Raw genomic sequence first — 17,178 nt, 5'->3', positions numbered from 1 at the left:
GCGTCGGCCCCGGGATCCGCGGCCAACTCCGGGTCCCGGGGCCGACGTCTACACGCGCGGACCCTGCGCTCCGGCGCCGGTGGGGTGATTCGATTTCGCGCAGCATCTTTTCCATCGAACCGATCTACCGCGAGGCCGCGACGGCCTGCTCGTAGAGGGAACCGATCACGCTGTCGAAGGCCGGGCTGTACGAGACGTCCGGAGTGTCGCCGCCCTCCTCGTAGCCGCCGATGACACCGATGACCGTCCCGGTACCGGTGTCCGGGTCCAGGCCGGTGACCCAGGGGCTACCGCTGGTCCCGCCCGTGTAGTCGGTGCAGGCGATCCGCAGTTGGTCGGCGGTGTACGCCGTGGCGTCGTTGTAGCAGGTGAGGGGTGCGTCCGCGGTGGACGGGTAGCCGGTGATCCGTACGGTGGTGGCCGTCGTCCCGTCGTTGTCGCCGCTCCCGCTGGTGCCGATCGTGTAGCCGCCGACCACGTCCTGGATCTCACGGCCGTTCACAGGCGCCACCTCGGCGAACGCCACGTCCAGGTCCTGGTCCGCGCCGCTCGTCCACCCCGGGGCGAGCGTCACGCTCTCCAGCGGCCAGACACCGTACGGTGCTTCGCCGTCGTGGTAACCCGGTACGAAGACCGTGTCGCCGGTACCCCCGGACAGGCAGTGCGCCGCGGTCACGACGACGTTCTTGCCGGCGCTCTGCACCACGCTCGCCGTGCAGTAATGGCCGCCGGACAGCCCGCCGTCGAAGAGCGCGCCGACCTGCTTGATGCTCGCCGTCGCGTGCACGGTGTTCGACACCCCGGGAAGCCCGGCGAACACAGCGGGCCCACTCACCGCTTCGGAGGCCGCGAACGGCGACTCGCCCGTCGCGACGACCACTCCGGTCCCCGCGACCGTGACGGTCAGCCAGGCCACGACCAGGACACCGGTCCTGCCCAGCAGACGGGACAGGGTATGAACCGTTCCGCGCATGGGCTGCAGACGCTTTTTCATACGGCGGGCCCTCTCTCGTCGCCCCGGTTGACCTGATCATCCCGAGCCAGTGTGAGAGTCCTGTGAGAGCGCTGTGTGAGCGTTCTGAGAAGAGCCGGCAGCGCGGCCAGGTGGCGGTATCGAATGCTTCGCTTGCACGGGCGACTCCTTGAACAGATGAGCGATGTCTTACATCTGTACTTGGGCCGGGCGTCCAAACGCGTTACACGCCTTCTTCCACCACCAGCCGCGGAGCCGGGGCGCCCTGCGCCGCACCGGGACGGTCCGCCAGCTCGCGGGCCCAGCCGACGAGGCCCGCGATGTCGATCCCGTACGGCGCGGCGTCCCGGTACGGCTCGATGCCGTCAGCGCCCCTGCGCAACAGGGTCGCCGCGCCCGACGCGTTGCCCCGCAGCGCGTGGGTGAGCCCCACGGCGAGCTGTGCCAGGGCGCGCCACAGCGCCCGCTGCGGCTCGTCGGCCGCCTTCCACGCGTCCTCCAGCACCTCATGGGCGTGGAACGGCAGCCCCGCGTCGAGCAGTCGCTGCGCCTCGGCCAGCGACTGCCCGGGGGAGCGCGGCACGCCCTCGGGCTGCCGCTCCACGCCGGGCGCCCCGTACGGCAGGGGCCGGCCGAGTCCGTCGCGTGGCCGGGCGTTGCGGGCCCGCCCTGACGGGTCGCGGTCGCGGTCGTCGGGCAGGGCACTGTCGTACGGGGAGGTCTCGTCCATCGTGCGATTGTTCATCAGTTCCCCTCCCGGATGTGTGAGGGACGGGTCAGGACATCTGGGACGGATGTCGGCCCGGAGGCCCCCAGCGGGCCCGGACTTTGCGAGTATCGCTGCCCATGAGGCCCGTCACAGTGCCCGAAACGCGAACCAGCCATGGCCGCCACCGCGCGCGGCACCGGTCCCGGCGTCGCGCTTCCGGCCGGACGGCCGCCCTGGCCGGGGTGACGACGGTGTTGTCGCTGGCCACCGCAGCGGCCTGGTTCGGGTTCGGTTCCATCGGCCCGATCGACCCCCTCATCGGCCCGCGGTCGCAGGACCGGGCGGCCTCGGTCCCCGCCGTCGTCAGGACCGGCGCAGGGCCCCCGTCGGCGACCGTGGCCGACGCCGCCCAGGACAACGCGCCCGCCGGCCACGCGACCGACCGGATCCCCGGTCTTGGCCCCGCCACCCTCGCGGCGATCCCCACCGCCTCCCACCAGGTACTGCTCGCCTCGGGCCGGGCGAAGGACTCCTCCGACTCCACCGTCACCCTGTGGACCCGGGCCGCCGACGGCCGCTGGCGGGCGGGAGCCGCCTGGCCCGCGCACAACGCCCTGCGCGGCTGGACCGGCACACACCAGGAGGGCGATCTGCACAGCCCCGTAGGGGTCTTCACGCTCAGCGACGCCGGCGGCTTCAAGCCCGACCCGGGCAGCGGACTGCCGTACCACCGCTCCCAGGGCTTCACCGCGGGCGGCACCGGATTCCGCGGCGAGGCGCTGGGCGGGTCCTTCGACTACGTCGTCGCCATCGACTACAACCGCGTGCCGGGTGCGTCCCCGCTGGACAGCAGACAGCCGCTGGGCAAAAGCCGCGGCGGCGGCATCTGGATCCACGTCGACCACGGCGGCCCGACGCACGGCTGCGTCAGCCTGTCCGCAGCACACATGGTCGACCTGCTGCGCGCACTCGACCCGCGGAGCCACCCGGTGATCGCCATGGGCGACGGGGCCTCACTGGCGCGCTGAACCGACCCCCGGGCCGCGAAAGTCATGAGATTCGTGCCGGAGCCGGGGAACTTCACGGGCTGGGAACACGTCTGAACGGTGGGGAGTTGGAGCATGAAGAGATGGTGCGGCGGCCCGGTGGACCGGAGCCGGGATACTGGCCGGCGTCTCGCGCCGGGCGCGGGCATGCCGGAGTTTCGAGCCGGCCCTGAGGTCCCTTGGGCTCAGGGCGGCGGGCGGGGAGAATCCTGGCCGCGTCCTTGCGGGGGCGCGGCCAGGAACCTCAGAGCTTCGTTACCTTCGAGTACGGCTTGATGATCCGTACCTGGCGGGATCCGAAGTCGGCAAGCACGGCGACCTCGTCCTCGACACCGATGATTCGGCCGAGTCCATAGACGTCATGCGTTACCCGGTCACCCACCTCGAAGTTCTCGACGGGAGGGGCGACCGGAATCCGGAAGGGGCTGGCGGGCAGGTGGCGGCGGGTCACGGCTGATTTCGTCATTACCCCCAGTATGGCCCCTCTCAGGCCCCTACGGTCCTCCCAGCCGGATCGCTTTCTTCCGGACCACCGTCGCGGAGTACCGCCCGGTAGGCAGCTGATGGTGCCCGGCGGGGCCATCTGCTGAGTTCATCGCGGCAGCGGTCACTGAGCGTGGATCACCTGTAACGGCTTTGGAGGCCGCCACCGGATCTTCCGATTTCCGCCTGCGCGACATCTGTCCACGCCGGAACGCTCCTGTACAGCGTGCTTGCGACTACCGTCGGTTCCGTATCATCACCCTCGGCGATCGTCCTTTTCGTAGGCCCTAGACAAGCCGCTGCAAATAGCCGTTGGCCACCAGCCACATGACGTTGAGAGCGGTCGGGGAGCCGGGCACGAGGGTCGCGTCCAGCTGGTACTGGAGGCCGTAGCCGGGCTGTGCGAACCAGGGTGCGATCGGTCCCGCGTCCACGGTGAAGGGCTTGAGGACGCGGTAGTCGTGGTAGTTGCAACCGGCCGCGGGAGTGCCGTCCAGGCTCTGCGGCGGGATGGAGCGGTTGGCGTACGGCAGGCCCTCGGGTGCGAGGAAGGAGCCGTACTCACTGCCGAACCGGTCGATGTCCTGGCCGGGGAGCAGGGTCTGCTGCCACTCGACGGGCCGGCCGTCGGGGCCGATGACGTAGCCGTTCTGGGGCGGGTAGATCCAACTGGTGCCGGTGTTGTACGTCGACAGGAACGCCTGCTCGGAGAGCCCGCCCGTGCGCTGGTACAGGAACAGCTCGTTCCCGACGGCGCCCCTGGTGGGCAGCACCTCCGGGCCGAGCCGTGGGTCTCCTTCGAAGAGGGACGCCGAGCACTCGGTCCGTGCGGTGCCGGCGTTCGCCGGCTCGGTGGTGGTGGCAGCGGCGGCACCGGCGGTGGAGAGCAGTAAGGCTCCCGCCACCAGTGAAACGAACAGCTGACGCAGCCTCATATAGCCCCCTGGTCAATCGGGTTGGTCACGAGTTGCAACCGGAGGATCACAGCAGACGCAGTGGGGGGCGGGCAATGGCGCCCAAGCGTTCGAACGGCGGCGAGGGGGCCGGGATCGGAGGCGTAGGGGTTCGAAATGCTGCCGAGCTATTTGTGGGCCGCCAGGCCCGTAAATAGTCGATTTCGAACCCCTGCGCCGGAGAGCCCGGCCCCGGTACCCAGGACGCACCCGGCTACCCCGCAAGCACCCGCGCCCGACACTCGGCCGGCGTGCCCCACGCCGTGCGCAGCGCGGTCGCCTTGCCGATCCACAACGAAAGGTCGTACTCGGCCGTGTAGCCGATCGCCCCGTGCAGCTGGAGCGCGGTGCGGGCCGCCGCATAGGCGGCTTCGCCGCAGGCGACCTTGGCGGCGGCGATGTCGCGGCCCGCGCCCGGCGAGCCGCCGGCCAGTGCCACCGCCGCCCCGTAAAGGAGCGGGCGGGCGAACTCCAGACCGAGGAGGGCGTTCGCGAGCTGGTGCTTGACGGCCTGGAAGCCACCGATGGCGGTGCCGAACTGGGTGCGCTGCTTTACGTAGGCCACCGTCTGTTCCACCAGGGCGAGGCCGGTGCCCAGGGACTGGGCGGCGGTCGCGAAGGAGGCCCAGTCGGCCGCCTCGCGCACGGCGTCCCGTACGGCCGGGCCGGACATGAGCGGTTCGCCCCCCGTGGGGCGGGCGAGCCGGCGGGCGGGGTCGAGCGAGGCGCGGACCGGCCCGTGGCCGGTCGCGAGCGCGAGGCCGTCCGCCACGACATGGAAGACCGCGTCAGCGGCATCCGCGTCCAGGGCGTACGAGCCGGCCGGCGCCAGCGTCACGAGCACCTCGCCGGAGGCGATGCGCGGCAGCCATTCCTTCGCCGGACCGCGGTCCCCGAGTCCCCGCAGGAGGGCGCAGACGGCGATGGTCTCGGCCAGCGGCCCCGGCACCGCGTGCCGGCCCAGCTCCACGAATGCCGCGGCGAGTTCGACGGGGAGCGGTCCGAGGCCGTCGTACTCCTCGGGGACCGCCAGGGCGAAGACGCCGGTCCCGGCGAGACGTTCCCACAGGGCGCGGCCCGGGCCGTGGTCGCCCGCCGACCAGGCGCGGACGACGGCCGGGGTGTCCGCCGCGGCCAGCAGCTGGTCCAGGGTGCGGACGAAGGCGGTCTGTTCGGCGTCGAGCAGGAACCGCATCACCGGCGTCCCTTCGGGAGGCCGAGCAGCCGCTCGGCGATGATGTCGCGCTGGATCTCGTTGGTTCCGGCGTAGATCGGCCCGGCGAGCGAGAAGACGTAGCCCTCCGCCCAGCCGCCGCCGTCGTCCCCGTCGGCGAGTTCGCCGTCGGAGCCGAGCAGGTCGAGGGCGGTTTCGTGCAGCCTGATGTCGAGTTCCGACCAGAAGACCTTGTTGAGGCTGGACTCGGCGCCGATGTCCCCGCCCTCCGCGAGACGGGAGGCGTTGGTGAAGGTGAAGAGCCGGTAGGCGCGGGCGCCGATCACCGCGTCGGCGACCCGGTCGCGCAGCGCCGTGTCGTGCGGGTCCGCCCGCTCGCGCCACAGCGCGGTCAGACGGTCGGCGGCGGCCAGGAAGCGGCCGGGGCTGCGCAGGGTGAGGCCGCGCTCGTTGCCCGCCGTGCTCATCGCGACCCGCCAGCCCTGGCCGGGGGCGCCGATGATGTCCTCGTCGGGGACGAAGACGTCGTCCAGGAAGAGCTCGGCGAAGGCGGGCTTGCCGTCGAGGCGTCCGATGGGCCGTACCGTCACGCCCGGCGCGTCCAGGGCGAACATCAGGTACGTCAGACCGCGGTGCGGCCGGTCCGCCGCCGGGTCGCTGCGGAAGAGGCCGAACGCGCGGTCGGCGAAGGCGGCGCGGGACGACCAGGTCTTCTGTCCGTTCAGCAGCCAGCCGCCGTCGGCGCGGGTAGCGGTGGAGCGCAGCGAGGCCAGGTCGCTGCCCGCTTCCGGTTCCGACCAGGCCTGCGCCCAGATGGTCGCGCCGCTCGCCATGGCGGGCAGGATGCGGGCGCGCTGCTCGTCGGTGCCGTGCTCGAAGAGGGTCGGGGCGAGCAGGTTGATGCCGTTCTGGCTGACCCGGCCGGGCGCGTTCGCGGCGTAGTACTCCTCCTCGAACACCAGCCAGCGCAGGATCGAGGCGCCCCGGCCGCCGTACTCCTCGGGCCAGGACACCACCGACCAGCGGGCGCCGGACAGCTCGCGCTCCCAATCGCGGTGGGCGGCGAAGCCCTCGGCGGTCTCCAGGGAGGGCAGCGCGGTGGCGGGGACGTGCGCGGCGAGCCAGGCGCGGGCCTCGGCCCGGAACGTGTCCTCCCCGGGCGTGAAGTCGAGGTCCATCGGATTCCGTCCTCCCCTACGAGCCTTCCCTAACAAGTGTTTGGTAGATTAACGTACGCCCCGTCAGCCGTCGAGGAGGAGTTCCGCGTATGACCGCGAACCTGGGTACCCCGCCCCCGTATCCGCAGGGGCACGACCTCCTGGCCGGGCGCACCGCCGTCGTCACCGCGGCGGCGGGCGCCGGTATCGGCGGCGCCACCGCGCGCCGACTGCTGGAGGAGGGCGCGAGCATCGTCATCGGCGACGCGCACCCCCGCCGGATCAAGGAGTCCGCCGAGGCGCTGGCGGCGGAGTTCGGCGCGGACCGGGTGGCGGGCGTGGCCTGCGACGTCACCAGCGAGGACGACGTCACCGCGCTGTTCGACCTCGCCGAGGAGCGGCACGGACGGCTCGACATCCTCGTCAACAACGCGGGGCTCGGCGGGACCACCGAGCTCGTCGACATGACGGACGAGCAGTGGTCCAAGGTCCTCGACGTCACTCTCGGCGGCACGTTCCGCTGCACCCGTGCCGCACTCCGCCGGATGCGGCGGGCCGGCAGCGGCGGCGTCATCGTCAACAACGCCTCCGTGGTCGGCTGGCGCGCCCAGGCGGGGCAGGCGCACTACGCCGCCGCCAAGGCGGGCGTCATGGCGCTCACCCGCTGCGCCGCCGTCGAGGCGGCCGCCTACGGGGTCAGGGTCAACGCGGTCTCGCCCAGCCTGGCCATGCACCCGCACCTGGCGAAGGTCACCACCCCCGAGCTGCTCGCCGAACTGACCGAGCGGGAAGCCTACGGGCGGTACGCAGAACCGTGGGAGATCGCCAACGTGATCGTCTTCCTGGCCAGCGGCTACTCCTCGTACCTGACCGGCGAGACCGTGTCGGCCAGCAGCCAGCACGCGTGAGGCGAGAATGACCCGGTGCCGAAAAGCAGCCAGAGCAGCAAGAGCAGCAAGAGCAGCAAGAGCAGCAAGAAGACGACGATGACCGCCGCCCCCGAGCGCCGCGGCGAACTCCTGGCGACCGCGGCCGAGGTGTTCGCCGCGCAGGGCTACAACGCGACGACCGTCCGGCGCATCGCCGACGAGGCGGGAATGCTCGCGGGCAGCCTCTACTACCACTTCGACTCCAAGGAATCGATGGTCGACGAGATCCTCTCGACCTTCCTCAACGAACTGTGGGCCGGGTACGACGAGGTGCTGGCCGCCGGCCTCGGGCCCAGGGAGACCATCGAGGCCCTGGTCACGCAGTCCTTCAAGGAGATCGACCGGCACCGGGCGGCGGTGGCGATCTACCAGAAGGAAGCCAGACACCTGGCCGCCCAGCCGCGCTTCGGCTATCTCGCCGACTCGCAGGTGAAGTTCGAACGGGCCTGGCTGGGGACGCTGGAGCGCGGGGTGGCCGCCGGAGTCTTCCGCGCCGACCTCGACGTCCGGCTCACCTACCGGTTCGTCCGCGACACCGTCTGGGTCGCGGCCTCCTGGTACCGGCCGGGCGGACAGCACAGCCCGGAGGAGATCGCCCGGCAGTACCTGTCGATGGTGCTGGACGGCGTGGCCGTCCGGAGCTGAGCCGAACAACCGGCATGGACGACCGGCATCGACAACCGACATGGACGAAGCGACATTCGTGAAGGACACCGAGGAGTAGTCATGGCCGAGGCCTACATCGTCGAAGCGGTCCGCACCCCGATCGGCAGGCGCAAGGGCGGACTGTCCGCCGTGCACCCCGCCGACCTCGGCGCGCATGTCCTCAAGGCGCTCATGGAGCGTTCGGGAGCCGACCCGGCGGCGGTCGAGGACGTGGTGTTCGGCTGCCTGGACACCGTCGGCCCGCAGGCCGGCGACATCGCCAGGACGGCGTGGCTGGCGGCGGGCCTTCCCGAGGAGGTGCCCGGGGTGACCGTCGACCGGCAGTGCGGCTCCTCCCAGCAGGCCGTGCACTTCGCCGCCCAGGCGGTGCTCTCCGGCACCAGCGACCTGGTGGTCGCGGGCGGTACCCAGAACATGTCGATGATCCCGATCGCCTTCGCCAGCCGGCAGGCCGCCGACCCGCTCGGCCTCACCGAGGGGCCCTTCGCCGGCTCCGAGGGCTGGCGGGCCCGCTACGGCGACCAGCCCGTCAACCAGTTCCACGGCGCCGAACTGATCGCCGACAAGTGGGGCATCACCCGCGAGGCGATGGAGGAGCTCGCGCTGCGCTCCCACCAGCGGGCGCTGCGCGCCATCGACGAGGGACGGTTCGACCGCGAGATCGTCGCGTACGGCGCTGTGACCACCGACGAGGGACCGCGCCGGGACACCAGCCTGGAGAAGATGGCAGCCCTCAAACCGGTGGTGGAGGGCGGCAGGATCACCGCCGCCGTCTCCTCGCAGGTCTCCGACGGGGCCTCGGCGATGCTGATCGCCTCCGAGCGCGCGGTCGCCGAGCACGGTCTGACCCCCCGCGCACGGATCCACCATCTGTCCTGCCGCGGCGAGGACCCGATCCGGATGCTGTCCGCGCCGATCCCCGCGACGGCGTACGCGCTGAAGAAGACCGGGCTGTCCATGGACGACATCGACCTGGTGGAGATCAACGAGGCGTTCGCCCCCGTCGTGCTCGCCTGGCTCAAGGAGACCGGGACCGACCCCGAGAAGGTCAACGTCAACGGCGGCGCCATCGCCCTGGGCCACCCGCTCGGTGCCACCGGTACCAAACTGATGACGACGCTGCTGCACGAACTGGAGCGCACCGGCGGCCGGTACGGCCTGCAGACCATGTGCGAGGGCGGCGGCCAGGCCAACGTCACCATCATTGAGCGGTTGTAGGGCCGGTCCTGGAACGGCGGGGCAATTCGTTCGACGGCTCCCACACCCGGTGGCAGGCTTCCCGGTATGACGTCGACTCCCGCCGCGACGCGTGATCTGCGCGCGCTTCCCAAGGCCCACCTGCACGTCCACCTGGAAAGCACCGTGCGGTGGCAGACCCTGGCGGAGATCGGGGCAGCGAACGGAGTGGAGATCCCCGCGCATCTGGTGGACGGCGGCCATGCCTTCGAGAGCTTCGCGGACTTCTTCGCGCAGAACGACCTGGTCCGCTCGTGCCTGTGCCGGCCGGAGGACTTCCACCGGATCGCCTACGAGTTCTGCGAGGACGAGGCGGCCAACGGCACCCGCTACGCCGAGGTGTCCTTCACCGCCGCCGGCCACGGCGAACGGCTCGGCGATCTCGACATGCCGCTGGTGAGCGTGCTGGAAGGGCTGGCGGCGGGCCAGGAAACGTTCGGCATCGAGTGCCGGGTGCTGCTCGACCACTCCCGCCGCCGGTCGGTGGAGCGCGCCTGGCGCACCCTGGAACTCGCCGAACGCCACGCCGGGGCCGGAGTGGTGGGCATCGGGGTCGCGGGGGACGAGGCGCACCCCGTCGAACCGTTCGCGGAAGTCTTCGTCGCCGCCCGCAAGGCCGGGCTGCACATCGTGCACCACGCGGGAGAGGCCTGTGGGCCGGAGAGCATCCGTGCGGCCCTGGACATCGGGGGAGCCGAGCGGATCGGACACGGCATCCGGATCCTGGACGACGAGGCACTCGTCGCCGAGGTGCGGGAGCGGCGGATCCCGCTGGAGGTGTGCCCGTCGTCGAACGTCGCCCTCGGCTTCGCGGCGTCGCTGCGCGCGCACCCGCTGGAGCGGATGCGCGCGGCCGGGCTGTTCGTCACGCTCAGCACCGACATCCCGTCGATGATCAACGTGTCACTGGCGCGCGAGTACGAGCTCGTCCGTGACGCCTTCGGCTACGACGACGAGGTGCTGGCCGAACTGGCCCGCGCCGGAGTGGACGCCTCGTTCGCGCCGGACGGGACCAAGGCGCGGCTGCGGGCGGAGATCGACGACTGGCTGGCCCAGGGCGCCTGACGACCGGGCTGCGGGGGCTTACCGCACCGGCTCCCGGGGCAGCGCGCCGAGCGCCGCCCAGGCCTCCGTCATGATCCGGCCGACGAGTTCCGCGCACGACGGCAGGTCCTCGATCAGGCCCGCGACCTGGCCCGAGGCCATCACCCCGAGGTCGGTGCGGCCCTCGACCATCGACGCCTTGAGCATCATCGGGGTGTTGGCGGCCAGCAGCACCTGGCTCCAGGTCAGCTCCTTGCCGTGCTTCATCGCGAGACCGTCGCGGATCATCTGCCGCCAGCCGAGCCCGGAATCGTGCTGGAACGCGGCCGCGTGCCGCAGGGCGCGCAGCAGGGCGGCGGGCCGGCCCGAGCGTTCCAGGGCGTCGACCAGTTCCGAGCGCAGCATCCGGTGCGGCAGGCCGTCGACCTTGGTGGTGACGGTGACGTCCTTGACCGACGCCGCCAGATAGCGGGCCTTGACCGCGGCCGGGACCGTGCTGTCGGAGGTGAGCAGGAAGCGGGTGCCCATCGCGATCCCGGCCGCCCCGTACGCCAGGGCGGCGACCAGCCCGCGGCCGTCGAAGAAGCCGCCGGCCGCGATGACGGGGATGCCGACGGCGTCCACCACCTGCGGGAGCAGCACCGTCGTCGCGATGTTGCCGGTGTGGCCACCGCCCTCGCCGCCCTGCACGAGAACGGCGTCGGCGCCCCACGCCTCGACCTTCTCCGCGTGCCGGCGGGCGCCGATGGACGGGATGACGACCACGCCCGCGTCCTTGAGGCGGGCGATCAGGTCCCGGGACGGCGCCAGGGCGAAGGACGCGACCCGAACCCCCTCCTCGATCAGGATCCCGACCCGCTCCTGGGCATCGCCCGCGTCCGCCCGCAGATTGACGCCGAACGGTGCGTCGGTCCGCGACCGGACCTCTTTCACGGCAGCGCGCAGTTGCTCCGTCGTCATGGTGGCGGAGGCGAGAATGCCCAGCGCCCCCGCGTTCGCGGTGGCGGACACCAGCCGGGGGCCCGCCACCCAGCCCATCCCGGTCTGCACGATCGGGTACCGCACTCCGACGAGCTTGGTCAGCGGGGTCTCGAACGAGGCCGGGGTGTCGAACGACGCGGGGGTCCCGTCGGGCGGCCCGCTCATGCCCGTACCTCGCGGTCCCGCAGGCCCCGGGGGTCGATCACCTCGCGGATCAGCCGCAGTTCGGCGTCCGTCGGCTCACGGGTGAACGGGACATCGGCGGGGATCACGAGCGGGAAGCCGGTGGCGTTCTGCACCTGTTCCGCCGTTACCCCCGGGTGCAGGGAGCGGATCCGCATCGACCGGTCCGGGGTGTCGAAGTCGAAGACGGCGAGGTCGGAGACGACCCGGCGGATCTCGTGGAACCGGGTCGCGGTCTTCCCGGCCGCCGCCGCGCGGTCGTAGCCGACGCCGCTGACCATGTCGACCCGAGCGATGAAGACCCGGGAGGAATGTCTCGGCACCCAGTAACTGGTCGGATTGTTGAGGGTGTTGACGGGTGCGCCCCGGGAGCCCAGCAGCTGGCGCTTGGGCTGTTCCCAGTCGCCGATGCAGGAGATGTTCTGATTGCCGAACCGGTCCACCTGGCTGGCGCCCATCATTACGTGCCGTTTGCCACCGGTGACCATCGCCAGGTGCTGGCGGTACGGCAGCCAGCCCTCGATCAGCTCCGACGCGCCCCCGATCGCCGGGACGTCGCCGATCAGCATCGCCTCGCCGTCGGTGAGCAGCAGATCGGGCGAGAAGGTGAGCTTCGCCAGCCGGGCGCCGATCGCCGGCACGGTGCCCATCGGGCTGGCGAGGATCTCACCGTCCCCGCGCCAGGCTTCAGCACACGCCACCACGCAGTACTCGGCGCGGGTCACGCCTGAAGTGTCCTTCGCGTTCATGCGCCCTCCTTCGCGAACGCCGCCACGGCGGCCTGGTAGGTGTCCTCGTCGCCGGACAGGAAGCGGTCGGTGAACTCCCGCCATGCCGCTGGGTCGGCGGCGGCCTTGGCGTACGCGCTCTGGAACGCCTCGTCCCGGTCGTAGTCCGGGGCGCAGGACGTGAAGTGGGCGCCGTTCGGGGTCTCGACGACCCCGGTGACCGAGTGCCGCTTCACCAGCAGTGTCTGGGGCGCGCCTGCCTGCAGGAGCTCGGCGCTGTCGACGATGCGTTCGCAGCTGACGTACGCGGTGTCGGCCGCCTCGCAGAACAGGTCGTCGAAGTACGGGTCGGGGCCCAGGTACTGGCCGTTGCCGAACGCGTCGGCCCGGTTCAGGTGGACGAGCGCCGCGTCGAGCCGGAGGGCGGGCACGGCCACCAGTTCCTCGCCGTCCTCGTACGGGGAGACGACGGTCCGCAGGCCGGGGTTGACCCGCATCAGGTCCGAGCCGAGCCCGGCCCGGATCGGCATGAAGGGCAGCCGGTGGACGGCGGCGGTCAGCCCCCACATGAACATCGCCTCGTCCAGCTCCGTCATCTCGAAGGCGGCGCTCTCGCGGGCGGCCCGGAAGTGCGGTTCCAGCGGGATCGAGTCCAGGGTGGTGAAGGCGGCGACCAGTTTGCGGATCTTGCCGGCCGCGGCCAGCAGTCCGACGTCGGGGCCGCCGTAGGAGACCACGGTCAGGTCCGTGACGTCCGAGCGGAGCAGCGCCCGGATCAGGGCCATCGGCTTGCGGCGTGACCCCCAGCCGCCGATGCCGAGGGTCATCCCGCTCCCCAGCCGGCCGACGACCTGGTCGGCGGTCATGGTCTTGTCCGTACTCACCGCTCCTCCTTCACCGGTTGCCCGGGGGTGGTGGCCTTCGCCGGTTCAGCAGACTTCGCCGGTTCAGCAGACTTCGCCGACTTCGTCGACACGAACGCGTCCCGGTGCCGGTCGGCGAGTCCGCTGAGGTTGGCCTCGAAGGTGAAGCCCTGCTCGAAGCGGTAGCTGCGGCGGACGTCCACCGGGTCGATACCGTTGATCGCGGCCTTGGCCAGCCGCAGCAACTCGCCGTCCTTGGCCGCCATTTCGCGCGCCAGCGCGAGCGCGGCGTCCAGCACCTTCTCGCGGGGCACGACCTCCCACACCGAGCCGTGCCGGTGGAGCTCCTGGGCGGTGGCGGTGCGGGAGGTGAAGTACAGGGCGCGCATGAGGTGCTGGGGGACGAGCCGGGAGAGGTGGGTGGCGGCTCCGAGCGCCCCGCGGTCCAGCTCCGGCAGCCCGAACGTCGCGTCGTCGCTGGCCACGATGGCGTCGGCGTTGCCCACCAGGCCGATGCCGCCGCCCAGGCAGAAGCCGTGCACGGCGGCGATGACCGGTACCTCGCAGTCGTAGACGGCGCCGAACGCGTCGGCGCAGCCGCGGTTGGCGCCGATCAGCGCCTGGTGTCCGGGGGTGCGCTGCATCTCCTTGATGTCGACGCCCGCGTTGAAGCCGCGGCCCGCGGCGGTGAGCACGACACAGCGGACGGCCGGATCGGCGCCGGCCGCGCGCAGCGCGTCGGCCAGGTCGAACCACCCTTGTACGGGGAGGGCGTTGACGGGCGGGAAGTCGACGGTGATGACGGCGATTCCGTCTTGCGGGGCCGAGGTGGAGACACCCATGATGAGGATCAGCTACCTTTCCACCAAACATTTGTTAGGTAGAAGGTAGCAGCGGATCGAGCGCTGCGGGAGGTGCCAGTTGACGGTCACCGTCGATCTGTCCGGACGCGTCGTCGTCGTCACCGGCGGCACGAGAGGCGTCGGTGCGGGGATCGCCCGCGCCTTCCTGGAGGCGGGCGCCGAGGTGGTGGTCTGCGCGCGCCGCCCCCCTGACGAACCCGTCACGGCGGACGGCCGCACGGCCCGCTTCGTCCCCCTCGACCTGCGGGACCCCGGCTCCGTCGACGCGTTCTTCGCGCGGGTGAAGGACGACTGCGGGCGGCTCGACACCCTGGTCAACAACGCCGGCGGGACGCCGTTCCGGCTGCTCGCCGACGGCGGCGCCGCCCGGCACGCCCGGGTCCTCGAACTCAACCTCACCACCCCGCTGACCGCGTCACTGGCCGCCTACGAGGTGATGCGCGATCAGGAGACCGGCGGCTCGATCCTCATGATCGGCAGCGTCAGCGGCGGCCGGCCGTCACCCGGGACCGCCGCGTACGGCGCCGCCAAAGCGGGGCTGGACAGCCTCGCGCGCTCCATGGCCGTCGAATGGGCCCCGGCCGTACGCGTCAACACCCTGGTCCTCGGCATGGTCCGCACGGAGTTGTCCCATCTGCACTACGGGGACGACGCCGGTATCGCGGCCGTCGGCCGGACCGTGCCCGCCGGGCGGCTGGCCGAGCCCTGTGAGGTCGGCGACGCCTGTGTCTTCCTCTCTTCGGAGCGCGCCGCGTACATCACCGGGGCGAGCCTGCTCGTGCACGGTGGCGGCGAGCGCCCGGCCTTCCTCGACGCCGCCACCGTCAACCGCGATCAGGACATGGCGACATCGTCACCGCCATCGTCATCGTCACCATCCCCGTCAACCGCGAACAAGGAGAGCTGACATGACCGAAGCCGGAATCTGCGAGGGCCGGGTCGCCGTCGTCACCGGTGCGGGGCGCGGTCTCGGCCGCGCGCATGCGCTCGCCTTCGCCGCCGAGGGCGCGCGAGTCGTCGTCAACGACCTCGGGGTCGGGCTGGACGGTGCCGGGGGCTCGGGGGGTCCGGCCCAGCAGGTCGTCGACGAGATCCGCGCGCTGGGCGGCGAGGCGGTCGCCAACGGCGACGACATCGCCACCTCGGCCGGGGCCGCCGCCCTGGTCGACACCGCGCTCGACACGTTCGGCCGGCTCGACACCCTCGTCAACAACGCGGGGTTCCTGCGCGACCGGATGCTCGTCAATCTCGACGAGGACGACTGGGACGCGGTGATGCGCGTCCATCTCAAGGGTCATTTCCTGCCGCTGAAGCATGCCGCCGCGCACTGGCGTGCCGAGGCCAAAGCCGGCCGCACCCCCGATGCACGGGTGATCAACACCAGCTCCGGGGCAGGGTTGCTGGGCAGCGTCGGGCAGGGCAACTACTCGGCGGCCAAGGCCGGGATCATCGGCCTGACGCTCGTCGCCTCCGCCGAGATGGCCCGGTACGGCGTCCGCGTCAACGCCATCGCGCCCGCCGCCCGTACCCGGATGACCGAGCGGACGTTCGCCGACACCATGGCCGCGCCAGGGGATGACGCCTTCGACGCCATGGCGCCGGAGAACGTCTCCCCGTTGGTGGTCTGGCTCGGCTCCGTGGCCTCGGCCGCCGTCACCGGCCGGGTCTTCGAGACCGAAGCGGGCCGGATCACCGTCATGGAGGGCTGGCGGCCGGGACCGACGGCCGACAAGGGCGCCCGGTGGACCCCGGCGGAGGCCGGCGAGACCGCTCTGAAGCTGCTGGCCGACGCCGAGTCCCCGCAGCCGGTCTATGGGGCGTGAAGATCCCGTCCGTGCCATGAAACGGTTCTGCGACAACGAGGGGCCGGTGATCCAACTCCGTCGGGGAAACGGCATAGTGGAGGCCGCCCCGGATGGGGGCATGACAAGAAACGTACAAAAAGCACGTACCTGCACGTACATGGGGGAACAACTCAATGCCATTCATTCGACGGTCCGCCCGAGCCGCGGCGGCGGTGACCGCGCTGCTCGCGCTCACCGCCACCGCCTGCGGCCCGGACGACAGCGACGCGGCGGCGAAGCCGACCGCGGCTGCCAGTACCTCGGCCAAGGCCGACCCCGGTTCCGACGCCAAACTTCCGAACGGTCTGCCCACCAGCATCAAGGACCTGGAGAAGTGGAAGCAGGGCGACTGGAAGAACTGGGACAAGTGGGCGCGTGAGGCGGCCGACTTCGCCAACCCGGTCATCAAGGACCTGTGGAAGCCGGCCCGGATGTCCGGGGCGAAGGAGAACCAGAACACCGTCCAGTCGAACTTCGGCTCGGACCAGGGGACCACCGACCCCGCTCCGCGCCCGGTGGCGGCCAAGGAGGTCGCCCGCCCGTACCACCAGCACGCGGCACCGGTCGGCAAGATCTTCTTCGACAGCCCCGACGGCCCCAAGGTCTGTTCCGGCACCGTCGTCGACGACCCGGCGCACCCGGGCAAGTCGAACCTCGTCTGGACCGCCGGCCACTGCGTTCACAGCGGCTCCCGGGGCGGCTGGTACCGCAACCTCATCTTCGTCCCGTCGTACAACGACAACGGGCTGTCCGCCTCCCGCGTCGACAGCTCCCCGCAGCGCAACGTCACTCCGTACGGCGCATGGTGGGCCGACTGGGCGCAGACCTCCTCGCAGTGGATCGCCACCGGCACCCACTCCGGCGGCGGCGGTTCGCCGTACGACTTCGCGGTGCTGCACGTCAAGCCGGAGAACGGCGGCGGCAAGTCCCTGCAGGAGACCGTCGGCGCGTCCCTGCCGGTGTGGTTCGGCGCCCCGTCGCCCACGCTGTTCAGCGGCATCGGTGCCTGGGGCTACCCGCAGGCGCCGCCGTACGACGGTGCGCGGATGTTCGACTGCATCGGCAAGCCCGGCCGGCTGTCGATGGGCGCGAGCATGCCGACCGAGTACCGGGTCGGCTGCACGATGACCGGTGGTTCCTCGGGCGGCGGCTGGTTCACCACCATGCCGAACGGCAAGACGGCCCTGGTGTCGAACACGTCGATCGGCCCGTCCAACGACACCTGGCTGGCCGGTCCGCATCTGGGACCCGAGGCGCAGGGCGTCTACAACGCGATCAGCCGGAAGTTCCGCTAGTGTCCTGCGCCAGTAGTTGATCGTTAGATGCTGTGTGACTTCTACTGCTGG

At 71.5% G+C, this 17,178-nt stretch carries 18 protein-coding genes; 8 read left to right on the top strand and 10 right to left on the bottom strand.

From position 1 onward, the window contains the following. Positions 1-124 precede the first annotated feature (124 nt). Positions 125-994, bottom strand: a complete 870-nt coding sequence (locus tag C6N31_RS13440) for a trypsin-like serine peptidase (protein ID WP_232485163.1) — start codon at positions 992-994, stop codon at positions 125-127. Positions 995-1,196: 202 nt separating this feature from the next. Next, complete coding sequence (locus C6N31_RS13435; protein WP_198357601.1) at positions 1,197-1,718, bottom strand: DUF309 domain-containing protein; 522 nt, start codon at positions 1,716-1,718, stop codon at positions 1,197-1,199. A 197-nt stretch (positions 1,719-1,915) separates the two neighbouring features. Here C6N31_RS13435 and C6N31_RS13430 point away from each other — a divergent pair, with 197 nt between their 5' ends. Further along, positions 1,916-2,710 (top strand): L,D-transpeptidase family protein, encoded by a 795-nt coding sequence (locus C6N31_RS13430; RefSeq protein WP_232485174.1) that lies wholly within the window; start codon positions 1,916-1,918, stop codon positions 2,708-2,710. Positions 2,711-2,972: 262 nt separating this feature from the next. Here C6N31_RS13430 and C6N31_RS13425 read toward each other — a convergent pair whose 3' ends face one another. The 4 genes from C6N31_RS13425 to C6N31_RS13410 form a co-directional block, all read right to left on the bottom strand. Beyond that, positions 2,973-3,194 (bottom strand): hypothetical protein, encoded by a 222-nt coding sequence (locus C6N31_RS13425; protein ID WP_138354203.1) that lies wholly within the window; start codon positions 3,192-3,194, stop codon positions 2,973-2,975. Between the two features lie 304 nt (positions 3,195-3,498). Further along, positions 3,499-4,116, bottom strand: coding sequence for a TNT domain-containing protein (locus tag C6N31_RS13420; protein WP_198357600.1), 618 nt, complete (start codon positions 4,114-4,116; stop codon positions 3,499-3,501). A gap of 262 nt (positions 4,117-4,378) precedes the next feature. Then, a complete protein-coding gene (locus C6N31_RS13415; RefSeq protein ID WP_138354201.1) occupies positions 4,379-5,359 on the bottom strand; it encodes an acyl-CoA dehydrogenase family protein in 981 nt (326 codons plus the stop codon). Beyond that, entirely contained in the window at positions 5,359-6,516 is a 1,158-nt protein-coding gene (locus C6N31_RS13410; protein WP_138354200.1) for an acyl-CoA dehydrogenase family protein, read from the bottom strand. The genes C6N31_RS13415 and C6N31_RS13410 overlap by 1 nt, the downstream gene beginning before the upstream one ends. Positions 6,517-6,605: 89 nt before the next feature. Here C6N31_RS13410 and C6N31_RS13405 point away from each other — a divergent pair, with 89 nt between their 5' ends. From C6N31_RS13405 to add, 4 genes are all read left to right on the top strand, one after another. Continuing rightward, entirely contained in the window at positions 6,606-7,403 is a 798-nt protein-coding gene (locus tag C6N31_RS13405) for an SDR family oxidoreductase (protein ID WP_138354199.1), read from the top strand. 78 nt (positions 7,404-7,481) lie between these two features. Then, the gene (locus C6N31_RS13400; RefSeq protein ID WP_138354248.1) at positions 7,482-8,069 is read left to right on the top strand and encodes a TetR/AcrR family transcriptional regulator; all 588 of its coding nucleotides are present in this window, start codon (positions 7,482-7,484) and stop codon (positions 8,067-8,069) included. Positions 8,070-8,150: 81 nt separating this feature from the next. Next, a complete protein-coding gene (locus tag C6N31_RS13395) occupies positions 8,151-9,308 on the top strand; it encodes an acetyl-CoA C-acetyltransferase (protein ID WP_198357599.1) in 1,158 nt (385 codons plus the stop codon). Positions 9,309-9,374: 66 nt separating this feature from the next. Then, entirely contained in the window at positions 9,375-10,391 is a 1,017-nt protein-coding gene (gene add / locus C6N31_RS13390; RefSeq protein ID WP_198357598.1) for an adenosine deaminase, read from the top strand. Between the two features lie 18 nt (positions 10,392-10,409). Here add and C6N31_RS13385 read toward each other — a convergent pair whose 3' ends face one another. From C6N31_RS13385 to C6N31_RS13370, 4 genes are read right to left on the bottom strand one after another with little or no spacing between them, the layout of a single operon-like run. Then, complete coding sequence (locus C6N31_RS13385) at positions 10,410-11,516, bottom strand: NAD(P)H-dependent flavin oxidoreductase (RefSeq protein WP_198357597.1); 1,107 nt, start codon at positions 11,514-11,516, stop codon at positions 10,410-10,412. Continuing rightward, positions 11,513-12,283, bottom strand: coding sequence for a CoA-transferase subunit beta (locus C6N31_RS13380; RefSeq protein WP_198357596.1), 771 nt, complete (start codon positions 12,281-12,283; stop codon positions 11,513-11,515). Before C6N31_RS13380 ends, C6N31_RS13385 begins: the two co-directional genes overlap by 4 nt. Continuing rightward, positions 12,280-13,128 (bottom strand): CoA transferase subunit A, encoded by an 849-nt coding sequence (locus C6N31_RS13375; protein WP_138354247.1) that lies wholly within the window; start codon positions 13,126-13,128, stop codon positions 12,280-12,282. The genes C6N31_RS13380 and C6N31_RS13375 overlap by 4 nt, the downstream gene beginning before the upstream one ends. 14 nt (positions 13,129-13,142) lie before the next feature. Further along, positions 13,143-13,967 carry an enoyl-CoA hydratase family protein gene (locus C6N31_RS13370; RefSeq protein ID WP_138354194.1) on the bottom strand — a complete coding sequence of 275 codons (825 nt, stop codon included), beginning with the start codon at positions 13,965-13,967 and terminating at the stop codon, positions 13,143-13,145. A 79-nt stretch (positions 13,968-14,046) separates the two neighbouring features. Here C6N31_RS13370 and C6N31_RS13365 point away from each other — a divergent pair, with 79 nt between their 5' ends. From C6N31_RS13365 to C6N31_RS13355, 3 genes are all read left to right on the top strand, one after another. Next, positions 14,047-14,895 carry an SDR family oxidoreductase gene (locus tag C6N31_RS13365; RefSeq protein WP_138354193.1) on the top strand — a complete coding sequence of 283 codons (849 nt, stop codon included), beginning with the start codon at positions 14,047-14,049 and terminating at the stop codon, positions 14,893-14,895. Between the two features lies 1 nt (position 14,896). Then, a complete protein-coding gene (locus C6N31_RS13360) occupies positions 14,897-15,811 on the top strand; it encodes an SDR family oxidoreductase (protein WP_138354192.1) in 915 nt (304 codons plus the stop codon). Between the two features lie 155 nt (positions 15,812-15,966). Continuing rightward, complete coding sequence (locus C6N31_RS13355) at positions 15,967-17,127, top strand: trypsin-like serine peptidase (protein WP_138354191.1); 1,161 nt, start codon at positions 15,967-15,969, stop codon at positions 17,125-17,127. Positions 17,128-17,178 lie beyond the last annotated feature (51 nt).

It is taken from the genome of Streptomyces fildesensis (genome assembly GCF_016107395.1).
Classification (GTDB): Bacteria; Actinomycetota; Actinomycetes; order Streptomycetales; family Streptomycetaceae; genus Actinacidiphila; species Actinacidiphila fildesensis.
The sequence above is the reverse complement of the archived record's forward strand: the minus strand, read 5'-3'. Positions and strand labels throughout refer to the sequence as shown.